This window comes from Virgibacillus halodenitrificans JCM 12304 (assembly GCF_001310895.1).
GTDB lineage: Bacteria > Bacillota > Bacilli > Bacillales > Amphibacillaceae > Virgibacillus_Q > Virgibacillus_Q halodenitrificans.
Window position 1 is genome coordinate 1 of record NZ_BAZS01000018.1, and the last position, 17,190, is coordinate 17,190.

Genomic DNA, 17,190 nt, shown 5'->3' on the forward strand with positions numbered 1-17,190 from the left:
AATAAATGAAAATAGTCAGTTGACGAGGCTGGCTATTTTTTATGTCTTCAAAAAACATGTTCAAGCATTGTCTAAGAAATAAATAAGTCATTATCTATAAAAATAGTATGAATAATAAGTTACAGATTTCGACATATTTTTTGAAAACTAGTGCAAATTAATCAGGAAAAGAGTATAATGGTTTTTGTGACTTTTTCATCAGGGATTACATAAACAGGAGGGAATACAACATGAAATCATTCAGAAAATTATCACTGTTGTTAGTGGCAGCACTATTGCTTAGCATAATGGCTGCGTGTGGTGGCGATGATAATGAGGATAATGCAGGAGATTCTGCTGAAGGAAATAACGAGCAGGTCTTACACTTAACAAATGGAGATACAATTCCAACGATGGATGCATCGATGGCTACAGATGAGTATGCCTTTCAATTCTTAAGCAGTACCACAGATGGCTTATACCGTTTGGGGGAAAATGGAGAGATTAAAGAAGGAATTGCTACTAATCATGAAGTAAGTGAAGATGCGTTAACTTGGACATTTAATCTTCGTGAAGATGCTGTGTGGTCTAATGGTGACCCTGTTACAGCTAATGACTTTGTATATGCATGGCAACGTGCGGTTAACCCGGACACCGGTTCTGAATATGGACCATACATGATGAGTGGTGTAATTAAAAATGCTTCTGCGATAAGCAGTGGAGATAAAAAAGTAGATGATCTAGGTATTAAAGCACTAGATGACTATACTTTGGAAGTTACCTTGGAGAAACCTACGCCTTATTTTGAGTCTTTAACTACGTTTGGTACATTTTTACCTCTGAACCAGAAGTTTGTTGAAGAACAAGGGAAAGACTATGCAACTTCTACGGATACGTTATTATCAAATGGGCCATTTATCTTAAAAGATTGGGAAAGTACTGCTAATAAATGGAAGCTTGTAAAGAACCCTGATTATTGGGATGCAGATACAGTACAACTTGAGGAAATAACTTATGATGTAGTTAAGAACCCACAAACACTTGTTGATTTATATGAAAAAGGTGAAATTGATCGTGCAGATCTTTCTTCTGATCTTGTAGATCTTTATTCGACTAGAGACGATTTTAATACGATTACCGAATCTAGCATGACTTTTATTAAATTTAACCAGACTAAGTCAGAAGCACTTAAGAATGAGAATATCCGTAAAGCTTTGAGTCGTGCAGTTGACAAGCAAGCGTTAGTGGATGAAATTTTAAATAATGGCTCACTTGTCTCCAATGGAGCAGTGCCTCAGGATTTTGCTGCTCACCCTGAAACTGGAGAAGACTTCCGGGATATTAATGGTGATATGGTGACATTTAGCAAGGATGAAGCTAAGAAATATTGGGAAAAAGGTCTCGAAGAAATAGGTCAAGATAAAGTTGAGCTTGAATTTTTAAGTGGAGATAGTGAAACATCTAAAGTAATGAATGAATATATTGCAAACCAATTGCAAACGAATTTGCCAGGTCTCACTGTTACTTTAAAGCAAGTACCTTTCGAACAACGTCTTGATTTAACTACAAATATGGATTACGATATTGCGATTTCTGCATGGGGTGCAGATTATCTTGATCCTTACGGTTGGTTGAATCTATGGTTAACGGACGGCGGAAATAACGAAACTGGTTATTCAAGTGAAGAATATGACCAGCTCGTTCAGAGTACTGTAGGAGATTTAGCACAAAAACCAGTAGAACGATTTGAAGCTTCTCTTGAAGCTGAAAAGGTATTATTCGATGATGCAGTAATTGCACCATTATTCCAGAAAGCAAGAGCTCAATTAATTTCTCCTGAGCTGACGGGAGTAATTAATAATGCATTTGGAGCAAAGTATGAATATAAGTGGGCAAGCATGGAATAAATAGTATAAAGCAAGGTAAAAGATTATCAAAAGCAATGCTTTAGGGATAATCTTTTTTTTGTGAGAATGTGGTGGGGAGGATGACGGACATTGGGAGCAGGAAATCGAGAGTGAATGTCTATCATGGAGTAGATGACGGACATTGGGAGCAGGAAATCGAGAGTGAATGTCTATCATGGAGTAGATGACGTACATTGGGAGCGCGAAATCGAGAGTGAATGTCTATCATAGAGAAGTTGAGGTGTGCTCTTTCTTCAAAAATACGTAATTGTCTGATAAAATGACTTAGAGATTGCTTTTATGAAGGGGGAACGACAATGGAACTTCTTAATGCTTTAAAAGAATTTATACCAGCAGACAGAGTAACAATAAACGAGAACGTACTGGAACAGCATAGTTCCGATGAATCTTATCATACACCACAAACACCGGATGTCGTAGTATTTCCAAATAGTGCAGAGGAAGTAAGTAAGGTGATGCAAGTGGCTGCAGAGCTCAACATTCCAGTTGTACCTTATGGACTCGGTACAAGTTTAGAAGGAAATGTGATTCCGTATGAACGAGGAATAACAATAGATTTTTCATTAATGAATAAAATTTTAGAAGTAAGAGCAGATGATTTCTTAGTAAAAGTGCAACCAGGAGTTACACGGACACAGCTTGAAAAAGAACTAAAGAAATATGGCTTGTTTTTCACTGTTGACCCAGGAGCAGACGCAACTCTGGGAGGAATGGCTGCCACGAATGCGAGTGGAACGACCTCAGTAAAATATGGTATTATGCGTGATCAAGTTCGAGATTTAGAAGTTGTTCTAGCTGACGGAATGGTAATACATACTGGAAATATGGCTGCTAAGTCTTCTTCAGGCTATCATTTGAATAGCTTGTTTGTAGGTTCTGAAGGTACATTAGGATGTATAACAGAATTAACATTAAAAGTTCACGGAATTCCAGAAGAAATTATGGCTGGAAGAGCATCCTTTAAAACAGTTGCAGATGCAGTTAATGCTGTAATTGGAATTTTACAAGCTGGTGTACCAGTAGCCAGAGTAGAGTTAGTAGATGAGCAATCTATGAAACAAATTAATTCTTTTAGTGATACGAATTATAAAGAAGTACCAACACTTTTTCTTGAGTTTCATGGAAATGAGGCAGGCTTAAACCAAGATGTCTCGTTTACCAAAGAGATACTTACTGATTTCAACTGTGAAGAGATGGCTTTTGAAGCAGATACCGCAGCCAGAAATCAATTATGGGAAGCAAGACATAATGCCGCTTATGCATATTTGCACGGGAATCCAGGTAAAAAGCAAATGGTGACAGATGTCTGTTTACCAATTTCTGAACTTGCTGGAGCGGTAAAGGATGCAAGACAAGCAGTTGAAGCGTCCGGACTTATTGGCGGAATCGTTGGTCATGTTGGCGATGGAAATTATCATATCCTCCTCATGGTAGATGTAAATAACCCAAAGGATATAGAGAAGGCAAATCAGGTTAATGAACATATCGTTTCCTATGCACTTGCAAGGGGAGGAACATGTACAGGTGAACACGGCGTTGGAGTTGGTAAGCAAAAGTATCAGGAAAAGGAACATGGAGATGCATTATTAGTTATGCGTAAAATTAAAGCTGCCCTTGATCCGGAAAATATATTAAATCCAGGTAAGGTATTAGGTTAAAGTATATAAAAGAGTCTGTCTCAAAAAACAATTTTAGTGACAGACTCTTTTTTGAATATACATTTTTTACTTTTGAACAATTCCTTGAATAACATGGCATAATCCCGTATGTTTACTTCCTTCGTTTCTAACTGCTTCTCCGTAGTAGAAATGTAAACATTTATATTCCTTTATCCAATTTAAAATAGAGGCCGGATCATAAAGGTTTTCAATTGTTGGTGGCCCGCCAGTCTTATATTGGAATTGATCTTCTGAATAAACCTCAAACAAAATATAACCACCAGGTTTAACAGAATTAAATATATTAGTGAAAAAGTTCTCTTGGCCATTTTTTGGTACATGTCCAAAAACAAGAATGGCTGCATCATATTGGTTTTGAGCTACTTTTTCCTGTACCAAGTCTATTGCTTTTGTTTCTATAGTGACATTATTTCTATCGGCAAGCCGTCTCGCTTTATTTAATCCTTCTTCTGCCTGGTCGTATACAGTGACTTCGTGTCCTAACCCGGCAAGGTATACTGCATTCCTTCCCTCGCCCTCCGCAAAACACCCAATGCTAGAATGAGAGGGGATTCGATTGCTGTTTTCTTTTATGAACGCATTTGGATCTTCACCATAAATATAATAAGCCTCTGAAAATTGATCATTCCAATGTTTCTTTGACATTTTTTCTTCCCCTCTTTATGAGTTGATTTTGAAATGGTAACTTACTTCGTTTTTTGCTATTCCACCTTCATACGTACGCTCCGTAAAATGTACCATTTTATTTATATCTATTGTTAATATTGTAGAAGCTCGAGTACCGTAGCCATCGGCCTTAATAAATAAAGGCGATAAGTAACGTTCTAATTTAAGTCCTACACCAGTATCAGGCAATGCATGATCTTCTGCCATTTCGGCATCTGCCACAAGCTGAAGCAGGTCATCGTGAATCATTTCTGGATGTGTTTGTACATATTCTTTTAATTTACCTCTGCCTTTCGTAACTTTTGGCCATGGGCTATTGAGCAAATGATTACTCAAACTATGTGTGCCATCATTTATGGGTCTGATTTTATTTTCTTGGTTGCTATAGTAATAGAGAGAATCACTACTGCCTAGAATGACATTAAATCCAGCAAAGTTATCTTTGTCTTTTTGTAAGGAAGAAAGATATTCTATTGGTTTGACATTACCAGATAGAAAATTTGTAACAATGCTTCCACGGGATCGTTTTCCGGTTTCAGCTTGACTTGGATCTCGGTAATTGGTTAATGCGGCAAAACGTCCATTTTTTGTAATTCCCATCCAGGTCCCCATTTGTCGAAGATCCCTTCCTGCCAATATAAAAGGTTTGTCATCCCAAAAATGTGCTTGTTTTGTCGGTCTGTCATAAAATTCATCTCTGTTTGCAGCTACGATTAATTTATAATTTGCGTGTTGCTGAAAGTGCAAATTAATTAGGCACATAGAGGCCCACCTCTACTTACAGTATATTTCTTCATGGTATGCCCCAGGAAGTTTGCTTAGTAAAAGTATATCATCAAACAAATTACAATGAGAAAGTTTTTGCTCTAATCTATTTGTTCTTATAAACACAAAAGGACGATCGCAAAATACGATCGTCCTATATAACAAACTATTTCACTGGTATTGTTTCTGTTTCAGTAACTTTTTCGATCCAGTTAAATGGATCCTTTTCTTTTCCATATTGAATGCCGGTTAATGTTTCATAAAGGGCCTTAGCTACTTTGCCTGTTTTACCGTTGTTAATATGCAAATCCTTACCTTCCCAGCTTAATTGTCCAATAGGAGAGATAACAGCTGCCGTACCTGTGCCGAATGCTTCCTCTAAAGTACCATCCATGTGAGCTTGATATAATTCTTCCATGGAGATTCTTTTTTCCGTTACAGGTAATTGCCAATGCTTTAATAGTTGGATGACAGAATTTCGTGTAACACCTTCCAATATACTTCCGTTTAACGAAGGGGTTACAATCTCGCCATCGATTTTAAAGAAAACGTTCATACTGCCAACTTCTTCAATATATTTTTTTTCTACTCCATCCAACCATAAAACCTGGGTGAAGCCCTGTTTTGCACATAATTCTTGAGCTTTTAAGCTGGAGGCGTAATTCCCACCGGTCTTTGCTTCTCCGGTGCCCCCTTTAACTGCGCGGACAAAGGTGTTTTCGACTGCAATTTTTACAGGATTTATTCCTTCCTTGTAGTAGGCGCCTACAGGTGATAAGATGACGATTAGTTTATAATGGTGTGCCGGTGCTACGCCAATAAAAGGTTCTGTTGATATAATGAATGGACGAATGTAAAGAGAAGTTCCTTCAGCAGTTGGTACCCAGTCTTTTTCCATATGAACAAGCTGCTTAATTGCTTTCAACACGTGCGACTCATCAATTTGTGGAATACAAAGACGATCATTCGAACGATTCATACGTTCCAGGTTTTTTTCCGGGCGAAATAATTGGATATCGCCATCCGGTGTATAATAAGCTTTTAAACCTTCAAATACCGACTGGCATAGTGAAATACCATGGCAGATGGATCGATGGTCAATGGCTGATAAGGTATAATGCGGGCATCATGCCATCCTACCGGTTCCGTGTAATCGATCACTAGCATATGATCTGTGAAAATCCTCCCAAACTCCAATTCCTCGGTTTTCGGCTTTTCTTTTGGTGATTTACAATGCTCTACTTCTACTGTCCATTCTTCCATGTCACTGTCCCCTTGTTGTTAAAAATTTTAATACTAATAATAAGCTATATTCAATATAAACGCAACCCTAAATTTTCAGTTTTTTAGAATTAATTAAAATGTCTACTGAATTGTAGTATAATTTGACGTAATTATGAATTGAAAAGGGGGAATACAGATAATGAAAAAAGCTATTATATTTGATTTGGATGACACTCTATTGTGGGATGCAAAGAGTGTAAAAGAAGCATTTAAAGCTACCTGTGAGGTGGTTCGTGAAAGATATGGTGTTGACCCTGAGCTGTTAGAGGAAAAAGTGAGGGAGCGAGCCAGACAATTATATGCAGGTTATGACACGTATGCATTTACTAAAGAGATAGGAATTAACCCATTTGAAGGACTTTGGGGGAATTTTAATGATGAAGGCAAGGACTTCAAAAGATTAAGAGAAATAGTGCCTCAATATAAAAAGGATGCTTGGACGTTGGGTCTAAAGGACATCGGTGTAAATGATGTTGCATTTGGTAAAGAACTGGCTAACACATTCCCCGAAATGAGAAAAAGACATCCGTATGTTTATGAGGAAACGTTTGAAGTGCTTGATGAGTTAAAAAATAATTATCCTCTTGTATTACTAACCAACGGTTCTCCAGAACTACAATTTACAAAATTGGATATTACACCTGAACTGCAATCGTATTTTGAACATATTGTTATTTCTGGTGCTTTTGGAAGGGGGAAACCAGATGTAAGTATATTTAATCACGTACTGGACCTTCTCAAGTTAAGTAAGGAGGAAGTCATGATGGTTGGAGATAATTTACATACAGATATATTAGGGGCATCAAAGGCCGGGATCGACTCTGTATGGGTTAATCGTAATGGGAAGGAAAAGAATAATGAGATTGTTCCTACATATGAAATAAGTAGCTTACGGGAAATTCATAAGTTGCTATAGAACCCCACTAAGATTCAAAGTCTAAAAGTTATTGAATAAAGTAAAAGCCGGACGCACTCGAAAGATAGTACTAATTTTCGGGTTCGTCCGGCTTTATTGTTTGCAACACTGAAATCCAGCAGTCCTTCGTATCTATAAATCTACTGCCATTACTTCCTTTATTTCTTCAAGGTTTTTTAGGGCATTGATCTCTGCATCCTCCAAATGTTTATCAACCGTTAACATCATAATGGCATCGCCACCCATATCAGAACGATCCACTTGCATTGTAGCGATATTAATCTGATGTTCTGCCAACAAGCTTCCCATTCTACCAATAACGCCTGGTTGATCTTGGTGATGAATTACGACAATATGGCCCTGTGGAGTGACATCAACACTATAATTATCAACCTTAACAATACGTGGCCCTAAGCCGTTTAATAGTGTGCCAGAAACCCTTCGTACTCCTGACTTCGTTTTCACTTCTAAAGTCAGAAGGTTAGCAAAGCCTCTCGCTTTTGATGTTTTACTTTCATTTACATTAATTCCTTTTTTATCAGCAAGGAACATTGCATTTACATCATTTACATGGTCACCAAGGTGGCGTTTTAGTATTCCTTTAATTGCATTTCTTGTGATTGGAGCTATTTCTCCTGCTGACACTTCCCCGGAATAGGTAACATTAATTTCCTCAGGCACTTCATCAGTTAAATAGATAAGGAAGGTGCCAAGCTTTTCCGCCAGCTCAAAATAAGGCCTGATTTTACTTAATATGTCGCTTGGGACGGATGGAAGATTTACAGGATTGTTTACAGCGCCAGATACAAGAAAATGCATGACATCTGCACATACATCAATGGCAACATTCTCCTGTGCCTCTACCGTGCTCGCACCAAGGTGTGGTGTAGCAATAACTTCTGGTAAATCGAGAAGTTTGTTATCATAAAAAGGCTCTTCTTCAAAAACATCTAGTGCTGCGCCTGCCACTTTTCCTGAAAGAACTGCATCATACAAGGCTTCCTCATCTATAATCCCACCACGAGCACAATTCACGATTTGAACACCATCTTTCATTATTTCGAAAGCTTCTTTATTAAGTAAATGCCTGGTTTCTTTTAACAATGGTGTGTGAATAGTAATGAAATCTGCAGCTTTAAGAACATCTTGAACAGATCCATAGTCCAGCCCCATAGCTTCTGCTTTCTCCTCTGTTAAAAATGGATCATATGCCATTACATTCATTCGCTGGCCTTTGGCTCGATAAGCAACCTCAGCGCCAATTCTACCTAGACCAATGACACCTAACGTTTTATTTTTTAATTCGGTCCCAACATACTTTTTACGATCCCATTGTTGGTTTTTGAGAGATAAATAGGCTTGTGGAATATTTCTCGCCAATGCCATCAGCATCGCCATTGTATGCTCAGCAGCCGAATTCGTATTACCATTTGGTGCATTTACTACGATTATCCCATTTTCCGTAGCTGCCTCCAGATCAATATTGTCAACGCCGACTCCAGCACGCCCAATGATTTTTAAATTTACTGCTTTCTCAATTAAATCGCGAGTGACCTGTGTTTGGCTCCTTACCAATAATGCATCATAACCAGTAATTCGGATTTTCAACTCTTCAGGTGTCAGGTCTGTAGCAATGTCTGCTGTAAAATCCTCTGACTGGAGGAGTGGATGGATACCTTCTTCGCTAAGTGGATCGGTGATCAAGACTTTATGTGCCATTTATAAATAACCTCCTGAATTTATAGTTGTTGAATGTACACTTCTTGTGCGGCCTGAATTCCTCGACCTAATGTAATATCTTTTCCTATCTTTTTAATGCCGATTTCTATTAAACTAATGGATTGAAGCACGTCTGCAGGTGAGCAGTAACCCATATGACCAACGCGAAAAATTTCTCCTTTTAGATGCTGCTGGCCACCGGCTACAGTCATTTTGAAATCCTGCTTAATTATATTTCTAAGATCCTCTGGATTGAAATCCTCTGGTTTTATGGCCGTAACTGTAGGGGAGGCGGCTGGGTCGCTTGTTAAAAGCGGAATATTCATTGCTTTAAATGCTGCTCTTGTCATATTCATCATTACTTGATGTCTCTGATATACCTTTTCTAACGTTTCACTCTCCAATAGTTGCAGCACTTGCTCTAAACCGAATAATAGAGACACTGCTGGAGTAAATGGTGTAGAATTATTCTCTAGATTATCCCGGTATTTTTGCAGGTTAAAATAAAAACGGGGTTGTTTATTCTTTTCTATTACTTTCCACGCCCTGTTACTTGCAGCAATAAATGTAAGCCCGGGTGGCAGCATCATTGCTTTTTGAGATCCTGTTACGAGAACGTCAATGCCCCATTCGTCCATTTTGGTTTCCACTGCACCAACACATGATACACCATCCACAATAAACAACGCATCTGAATTAGTATGTACTGTTTCGGCTATATCTTTAACCGGATTTAATACTCCCGTGGAGGTTTCACAATATGTTGCGAACACTGCTTTGATGGAAGGATGTTTTTTTAGTAATTCAGAAACTGCTTGAGCTTCTGCCGCATTACCCCAACGGACATCGTGTAGATGAGTAGTAATATTATACTCTTGACAGATTTTGGCAAACCTCTCCCCAAATGCTCCAGTAATAATAACTAATACCTCATCCCCGGGCTGTACGGTATTTACTACAGCTGTTTCTAAACCTGCAGTTCCACTTCCTGCAAGTACCATTATTTCTTGCTTCGTACCAAATATTGGCTTTAATCTATGCTTGATGCTTTCTAAGAGAGATTTGGTTTCCTGATCCCTGTGCCCAATCATTGGTTGGTTCATTGCCCGATTCACAGAGGGGGGAATAGGTGTGGGTCCTGGTATTCTTAAAATTGTTTGTTCTGCAAGCATACTTATTATCGACTCCTTTTTGAAATCCGAACATTATTAGACTTTTAACCTTAAAAAGTTTGTTAATCATTATGTTGTGTAAATATTTAAAATCATAGCAGAAATAAATATAATGTCAATAAAATATATGAAATTTAGAATTTGTTTTTAAGATAGGGAGATTTTTAAAAGCTGTAGGAAAGGCAAATCAGTAGTAGGAGAAGGGGTTTTACACTTTAAGTACTTTTTTGAACAATAAAAAAGGTGAACAATTTTATGTTCACCATTTCATTAATAGTCTCTTTTAATAGCAGATTCACTCATATTTGTATTATTTACCATTGGTTCATTCGTGGCATCATGCCCCATTTTTAAATCATTATTTGCAATTACAAGTACGCCACCATCTTCAATTGCATCCACATATTCCTTGGCTTGTTTATCTGTTACAGCCGAATTTAACAGGCGGTCGTGTAAGTGCGGATGTGTTCCCGCATCATTTGAGAAGACACGTTTTACTTTGTCCATGAAAGTAGGTTCTTCCTCATCAGTCACACTACTTTCAACAGATACATCTGTTCTTTTGTCTAGCTCTTCGAAGTCATCAGAGTTGGCGAATACAGTAATGTTTTCAGATTTATAGCCTTTTAATTCTAAGTTGCTTACAAGTCTGATTACTTCATCATTTGCTTGGAAAGGACCAAAGACTTCCTTACCCATATGCAACCTCCTTTTATAAGAAAAACTACCTATATAAGTAACTTCCCAGCACTAAGAGGTTTAAAACATGGGAGATCATAAAAATAGAATCTATTTTTGGAAAAGAATAAAAATTTACTAGTTCCAAATTTCTTTAGCAACCTCAACGATAAGTTTTAATTTTTCCCATTGCTGTTCTTCCGTTAGTTTATTACCGTGATGGGTGGAAGCAAATCCACATTGTGGACTTAAGCAAATCTGTTCTAAGGGAACGTATTTAGCAGCATCCGTTATTCTTGCCTTGATTGCTTCTTTTTCCTCTAGATTTCCAAACTTGGAGGTGACTGCACCAATTACAACCTGTGCTCCCCCATTGGGAATATGTGCTAATGGCTGAAAGTTGCCAGATCGATCATCATCGTATTCAAGAAAGAAGCCATTTACTTCTTCTTTTGCAAATAAAGTAGGAGCTATCTGTGCATAACTACCTTCAAATGCCCATGTCGATTTATAGTTACCCCGACAAAGGTGGGTGGTAATGGCAAGATCAGCAGGTTTTGCTTCCAATACACTATTGACAACGCGTAGTGCCAATTCTATTAATTGTTCTCTTGAATAATCTGGCTCATATGCGAAGAGGTCATCCACGTTTAGTCCAGCAATATAAACATCATCGAATTGAAGATACCGTACTCCAGCTTTATAGAATGCTGCCACGGCATCTTGATATGCTTTAATAATGTCATCAGCATATGTTTCTACATCAGGATAAACCTCAGGGTTACGAATACCAGCGTGGAATAGTTGGTTTGGACTTGGAATGGTCTGTTTTGCTGTCGCACGCCCGTCTACAATGTTGTTAAATTCAATAAAATCCTGAATAAACGGATGATCTGGGTTGAAAGCTATTTTGCCTGTATTTCGTATATTGTATCGTTCTGTTTCTTCCCCCTGAAAATGGTAGCCTGACTCCGGTACAAATCCTTCTATTCCATCTAAATGCTCCAAGAAATCCAAGTGCCACCAGGAACGTCTGAATTCTCCATCCGTTACTACTTCAAGACCTATTTCAATCTGTTTATCTACTATTCTTTTAATTTCAGCTGTTTCTATTTCTCGGAGCTGACTAGCGGTAATAGTACTTTCTTTGAAATCATTTCTTGCTTTGTGCAATGTATCTGGCCGCAATAAACTTCCAACATGGTCGGCTTTAAATGGTGCTTTCGTCAATGTAACAGTCATCATCTAATCCTTCTTTCTTCATTTGTCTTTTTTGTAACCTATTTCTAAGGCAGAATCGCAAAAGATCGTACTGGGAATCCAGAAGCTCCTTCTACTTTCGGTACAAAATTTAAAATTGCTGCTCCAGTGGGAGGGAGTTGGTCGAGATTCGTTAATAATTCTACTTGGAACGTGTCTTGATCAAGTACGTAATATTCACCAGCCAGTTTTCCTCGTTTTTTAAAATCGATAGCAGAATCAGTATCGAATGTCTCATGTCCAATGGCTTTTATCTTTCTTTCCGTAAATAAAAATTTTAGAGCATCTAGTCCCCATCCAGGTGTGCGGTTATTACCATCTTCTCCTTTATTGTCAAAAGCTAGTTGATCTGGCCAACGTTTACTCCAATCTGTTCGTAAAGCTACAAATACATCGGATTCTATTTCCCCATGCTCCGCTTCAAAGTCGAGAATATCTTGAACACATAAAGTGAAATTAGGATCTAGTTGGGCTTCTTTTGATTTATTAATTACGATTAATGGTAGGACAAGTTCCTTTAAATCCAATTCATCAACATAACGCGAATTAGGTACGAAGTGGATTGGAGCATCTATATGTGTTCCATACTGACCTGCAAAGCTAAATTGTTGAGCAAAAAATCCGTCGCTGTGATCAAATAATGTTTTAAATTCCGCACCATCAAACCCAGCGAAATGAGGGGAATTCGGTCCGAAAGTGTGAGTTAAGTCTATCCATTGCTTTTGTTTCAATAAATCAATTGCTTGCAATAATTCGTTTTTTTCTTGGTGTACTAACTCATTTGTCATTACAATCACCTCTTTAATTGAAAGTTTATTAAGCTTTTAAACGATAACTTAAATTATGCTGCTTTAATGTTTTGTCTTTGCCAAACAAAAAGTGCTTTTCCATATCAGGTGAGTATTTGGAGTTAATGGTTTCAACACCGACTGCTTCTGCAACAGCTCGAAGCATTGCCGGAGATGCACCACAACATAAGCCAATATAATTAACGCCCAGATCGTTTGCTTCCTTCGCCCATTCTGCCAACTCATAACGGTTATGATAAAGTGGATCTAAAGCTGTTGGGAATGTGGTCTCTAAAGGCAAATGACAGCTACAGCCCCCATCTGGCAAGTTAAAAAAGGTTGGATGTTCTTCTGAAGTACGGTATGGAATTGGCAATGCTCCAACATAGCCATCTACATTTTTTCTGATATCAACTATATATGGTTGCATAGTGTGTGGCCCACGGAAACAGTTCATTCCTACAACCAATGCCCCTTTTTCGGAAAGAAGTCGGCATGCTTCTTCTACGGTATACCCATCACGGAGAATGTTTTCGCCCATTAAACCGAATGTAATAACAGCAGGCAAGCCTTGCTTTTTAATTTCCTCTAAAGCAATCAGAGCTTCTTCATAATAGTAGAAAGTTTCCCCGTTAACGAAATCTACACCTTCTTCTTTGCACCATTGAACCATTTCTGCAAATATTTCCCGAACCTTTTCTTTTGATTCAAGGTCATTCTGGTCAAATAAGTTTGTATTGGAGATATTTCCTCCTACCAGCGCTTCTTCGATTGGATGCTCCTTGGCTACTTCTTTAGCAAGACGGATTGCATTTCTGTTTAATGGTTCCAGTAAATCTTCCTTACCGATAATTCGCATCTTTTCTCGGTGGGCATTGTATGTAAATGCCAAGACAATGTCAGAACCTGCATTCATATAGTCGCGATAAGCCTGTTTTAAAGCTTCTGGGTGGTCCAAGGCGACTTCCGGAACAAAAGAGCCAGCCTGTAAATACCCTCTTCTTTCCAGTTCAAATAAGTAACCTTCACCAGCAATGACTGTCCCATCTTGTAGACGTTGTTCTAAACTTCTTTTCATTTTGTTTCCTCCTCTTTTTATTATGTGAACAGAAAAAGCCCCTTCTAAAAATAAGAAGAGGCTGTTGTCACCAAAATATTGTTTCTCCTCTTATCTTCAAGCATGTAATATGCTTCTGGAATTGGCACAGTACTTTGCTAAGTCTGTTGCCGAGGCTTCAAAGGGCCAGTCCCTCCACCTCTCTGGATAAGAATTCTAACTATTCAATTTGATATTAAGTAATAACATACAGGAGCAAGAATGGATTGTCAAGTGGATAATTGAAAATTCATATCTTTCACTAAACGATATTCAATTAACAAAAATCTATTATATATAGTAGTTTCTTTCATGCACCCGCATAATAGTTTAAAATAATACTAGGAATACTAAATTAATAAGCAGGAGATTATCGAATGTTCAAAAACTCAGAGAAATTTTTAACAGCATTTAATCGAATTGAAAAAGAGTTAAGGTCCATGATGATTAACAAAAAAGATTTAGGATTTTCTAAAATGGTTAAAATACTGAGGAATTCCAATTCTTTGGTAAAACGTTACAGCGAGGACCTATTGGAATTTGCTGAACTGCGAAACGCAATTGTACATAATAAAGTGGAGCTTACCCATGCAATAGCAGAACCACATGATTCGATCGTTGATAAAATAGAAACAATCCAAGAAGAGCTTGCACATCCAAAAAAAGTTATTCCCTTATTCAACAAGAAAGTACATTATTTTGATGAACAGGATTCTTTAGCAGATATGCTACACATCATTCATGAGAAAGGGCATACCAAATTTCCAGTATACGCTAATCAAACGTTTATGGGTTTACTTACACAGAAAGGAATTACAAATTGGCTTGCAGAAAATAATGGAGAGGGTAGTTTCTCTTTCAACGATATTTTATTGAAGGATGTGCTCCCATTCGAAGAAAAAGATAATGTGCTATTTATTTCAGCTTCAACCTCCATCTATGCAGCAGTTGAACTCTACAAGGAATATGCATCAAAGGGAAAACGGCTTGAAGCTTTGTTAATAACTAGAAATGGATCGCAGGAAGAAAAACTAGCAGGGATTATCACTACCTCTGATATTCTTGAAATTCCATAAATCTGAAGTGGAAGAAAAATGGAAACCTTTTTCTTCTCTTATCGTATAGAAAAGTAAATGAAAAATGCAAGGAGGCACAACATGGACAATTATAAACCAGCAGGATTTTGGATACGGTTTTTAGCAAATTTTGTTGATGGAATTATTATTTCCTTAATGGCACTAATTATCGCGGTCATTATAGGTGATCAGACATTCTTCCAAGGAGGAAGCTCGGAGGACTCCATATCGGAAGGGATATCAAGTCTATTATACTCCGTAGTATTCATTATAATATTTACGGCAAGCAAGTTTCGTGGTTCTCCTGGAAAGATGGTTTGTAAAATACAAGTCTTAAATAAAGATATGACACAAATTAGTATATTGAAATCTGTTGGAAGATATTTTTCTTATATTCTCTCGGCTATTCCGTTTATGCTTGGCTTTATTGTTGCAGGTTTTACGGAAAATAAAAAAGCTCTACATGATGTCATTTGTGGCACGAGGGTAGTGTACAGAAATAAATAATTCAGATACCAGTGTAAATATTTATAATGGGGGACAGCTATTATATGAATTTCGTATCCATAGATTTTGAAACAGCTAATGAGAAGCGACACAGTCCTTGCGCAGTAGGTCTAGTAGTTGCTAATGAACACAAAATAATTGATGAATTTTATAGTTTGATTAATCCTATGATGTCTTTTAGCGGATTTAATATTGGTATTCATGGGATAACTGAAAATGATGTTCAAGAAGCACCGACATTTGCTGAATTGTGGCCACAATTAAATAATTACTTATCCAACAATTTGGTTATTGCACATAATGCAAGTTTTGATATGAGTGTAATTCGAAATACATTAGATTATTTTCAACTGCCATATCCAGAAATGGAATACCTTTGTACAGTGAATATTTCTAAAAAAATCTGGCCACACTTACAAAATCATAAACTGAATACACTAGCTAGCCATCATAAGATTAACTTTGAACATCACCACGCACTAGAAGACGCTCGTGTAGCTGCCAAAGTTTTTATGAAGGCACTTGATGAACGAAAAGCTGATTCGTTTGATAGTTTCTTAAAAATATGCCAAATGAGAAAAGGGAAGATTTACGAAAGAGGATATGTTGCACCTAAATCTATTTCATCAAAGAAAAAAAGAAGGCTATATTTATAAAAGGAGGTTTATAAATGAATAACAAAAGATGGTTTGCACTTGTTATTGCGATAGGATTGTTTGTTATATCCATTGTCGTGCAGTTATCTACAAGTGTTGCGACAGCCAATTTTGATCAAATGTTTAATTTTGAAGATAATCAACTATCTGAAACAGTAATAGAAGAAGGAGCAGTAGATAAGAAAATAGCTGTCCTGCATTTAGAAGGTGTGATTCAGGATGCTTCCGGAGGTTCTCTAATAAATGCGAACGTATATAATCACAAGCGCTTTCTGGATACGCTAGACCAAGCAGGAGAGGATTCGTCCGTAAAAGGAATCATTATCCGGGTTAATTCCCCTGGCGGTGGTGTTGTAGAAAGTGCTGAAATCCACGATAAAATCGTAGATATTCAAAATACATATCAAAAGCCTGTGTATGTATCAATGGGAAATACAGCTGCTTCTGGGGGCTATTATATCTCGGCTCCTGCTGATAAGATTGTCGCTCATCCTGCTACATTAACCGGTTCTATCGGTGTTATTATGGAAAGTTTTAACTTTGCTGAATTTGCGGAAGAACATGGGATTAATTTCAATACAATTAAAAGTGGGAAATACAAGGACATCATGTCTTCCAGTAGAAAAATGACAGACGATGAGCGTGACATTCTTCAAACTATGATCGATGACTTATATGGTGACTTTGTTGACGTTATAGTGGAAGGTAGAGAAATGAAAGAACAGAGGGTAAGGGAAATTGGAGACGGTCGTGTTTATACAGGATCCCAAGCGAAAGAGATTAATCTCGTGGATGATTTGGGGACATTGGACGACACGATTGCTTTGATGAAAAAAGACAATCAACTTGGTAAAGCGTCTGTTATTGAATATGAAAAAGGTTTACCTTTTAACCAACTCTTAAGTGGAACAATGCAAAATATGCTTGGTACAGAAAAAGATCTTTTCGGAATACAGGAATTCCTAAGACAATCCAATGGGCCAAGAGCAATGTATTTATATTCGGAATAAGGAGGTGCAGT

Annotated in this window: 15 protein-coding genes, 1 pseudogene and 1 riboswitch; of the genes and pseudogenes, 7 read left to right on the forward strand and 9 right to left on the reverse strand. The window is 37.5% G+C overall.

What is annotated here, in order from left to right; translation table 11 throughout:
• The first annotated feature begins 230 nt into the window (after nt 1–230).
• On the forward strand, nt 231–1,886 hold the full coding sequence (locus JCM12304_RS10550; protein ID WP_060680269.1) for a peptide ABC transporter substrate-binding protein: 1,656 nt from the start codon (nt 231–233) through the stop codon (nt 1,884–1,886).
• 317 nt (nt 1,887–2,203) lie between these two features.
• The gene (locus JCM12304_RS10555; RefSeq protein WP_060680272.1) at nt 2,204–3,565 is read left to right on the forward strand and encodes an FAD-binding oxidoreductase; all 1,362 of its coding nucleotides are present in this window, start codon (nt 2,204–2,206) and stop codon (nt 3,563–3,565) included.
• Nucleotides 3,566–3,631: 66 nt separating this feature from the next.
• Here the strand turns inward: JCM12304_RS10555 and JCM12304_RS10560 are convergent, their stop codons facing one another.
• The 3 genes and pseudogenes from JCM12304_RS10560 to JCM12304_RS10570 form a co-directional block, all read right to left on the reverse strand.
• The gene (locus JCM12304_RS10560) at nt 3,632–4,231 is read right to left on the reverse strand and encodes a class I SAM-dependent methyltransferase (RefSeq protein ID WP_060680274.1); all 600 of its coding nucleotides are present in this window, start codon (nt 4,229–4,231) and stop codon (nt 3,632–3,634) included.
• A 15-nt stretch (nt 4,232–4,246) separates the two neighbouring features.
• Entirely contained in the window at nt 4,247–5,014 is a 768-nt protein-coding gene (locus tag JCM12304_RS10565) for an NRDE family protein (RefSeq protein WP_060680276.1), read from the reverse strand.
• A gap of 169 nt (nt 5,015–5,183) precedes the next feature.
• Nucleotides 5,184–6,280: pseudogene (locus tag JCM12304_RS10570) on the reverse strand (branched-chain amino acid aminotransferase).
• A 160-nt stretch (nt 6,281–6,440) separates the two neighbouring features.
• Between JCM12304_RS10570 and JCM12304_RS10575 the strand changes: the two are divergent.
• Nucleotides 6,441–7,217, forward strand: a complete 777-nt coding sequence (locus JCM12304_RS10575) for an HAD family hydrolase (protein ID WP_060680278.1) — start codon at nt 6,441–6,443, stop codon at nt 7,215–7,217.
• Between the two features lie 132 nt (nt 7,218–7,349).
• On the opposite strand, the gene serA is transcribed toward JCM12304_RS10575, so the two are convergent.
• From serA to JCM12304_RS10605, 6 genes are all read right to left on the reverse strand, one after another.
• Nucleotides 7,350–8,936: a phosphoglycerate dehydrogenase gene (gene serA / locus JCM12304_RS10580; protein WP_060680280.1), complete on the reverse strand. Its 1,587-nt coding sequence runs from the start codon at nt 8,934–8,936 to the stop codon at nt 7,350–7,352.
• Between the two features lie 20 nt (nt 8,937–8,956).
• Nucleotides 8,957–10,108 carry a pyridoxal-phosphate-dependent aminotransferase family protein gene (locus JCM12304_RS10585; protein WP_060680282.1) on the reverse strand — a complete coding sequence of 384 codons (1,152 nt, stop codon included), beginning with the start codon at nt 10,106–10,108 and terminating at the stop codon, nt 8,957–8,959.
• Nucleotides 10,109–10,378: 270 nt separating this feature from the next.
• On the reverse strand, nt 10,379–10,807 hold the full coding sequence (locus JCM12304_RS10590; protein WP_019377074.1) for a general stress protein: 429 nt from the start codon (nt 10,805–10,807) through the stop codon (nt 10,379–10,381).
• A gap of 117 nt (nt 10,808–10,924) precedes the next feature.
• Nucleotides 10,925–12,028, reverse strand: a complete 1,104-nt coding sequence (locus JCM12304_RS10595; RefSeq protein ID WP_019377075.1) for a 5-methyltetrahydropteroyltriglutamate--homocysteine S-methyltransferase — start codon at nt 12,026–12,028, stop codon at nt 10,925–10,927.
• A gap of 44 nt (nt 12,029–12,072) precedes the next feature.
• A complete protein-coding gene (locus tag JCM12304_RS10600; protein WP_060680284.1) occupies nt 12,073–12,834 on the reverse strand; it encodes a cyclase family protein in 762 nt (253 codons plus the stop codon).
• Nucleotides 12,835–12,862: 28 nt separating this feature from the next.
• Nucleotides 12,863–13,912, reverse strand: a complete 1,050-nt coding sequence (locus tag JCM12304_RS10605) for a homocysteine S-methyltransferase family protein (protein ID WP_060680286.1) — start codon at nt 13,910–13,912, stop codon at nt 12,863–12,865.
• A gap of 87 nt (nt 13,913–13,999) precedes the next feature.
• A riboswitch (SAM riboswitch) is annotated at nt 14,000–14,105 on the reverse strand.
• A gap of 202 nt (nt 14,106–14,307) precedes the next feature.
• On the opposite strand from JCM12304_RS10605, the gene JCM12304_RS10610 reads away from it, so the two are divergent.
• The 4 genes from JCM12304_RS10610 to sppA all read left to right on the forward strand — a co-directional run bounded on the left by JCM12304_RS10610 (nt 14,308) and on the right by sppA (nt 17,179).
• Nucleotides 14,308–15,006, forward strand: a complete 699-nt coding sequence (locus JCM12304_RS10610) for a CBS domain-containing protein (RefSeq protein ID WP_060680288.1) — start codon at nt 14,308–14,310, stop codon at nt 15,004–15,006.
• Between the two features lie 81 nt (nt 15,007–15,087).
• Nucleotides 15,088–15,513, forward strand: a complete 426-nt coding sequence (locus JCM12304_RS10615; RefSeq protein ID WP_019377079.1) for an RDD family protein — start codon at nt 15,088–15,090, stop codon at nt 15,511–15,513.
• A gap of 44 nt (nt 15,514–15,557) precedes the next feature.
• Nucleotides 15,558–16,169, forward strand: a complete 612-nt coding sequence (locus JCM12304_RS10620; protein ID WP_060680291.1) for a 3'-5' exonuclease — start codon at nt 15,558–15,560, stop codon at nt 16,167–16,169.
• A gap of 14 nt (nt 16,170–16,183) precedes the next feature.
• Nucleotides 16,184–17,179 carry a signal peptide peptidase SppA gene (sppA, locus tag JCM12304_RS10625; protein ID WP_060680293.1) on the forward strand — a complete coding sequence of 332 codons (996 nt, stop codon included), beginning with the start codon at nt 16,184–16,186 and terminating at the stop codon, nt 17,177–17,179.
• The last annotated feature ends 11 nt before the right edge of the window (nt 17,180–17,190 follow it).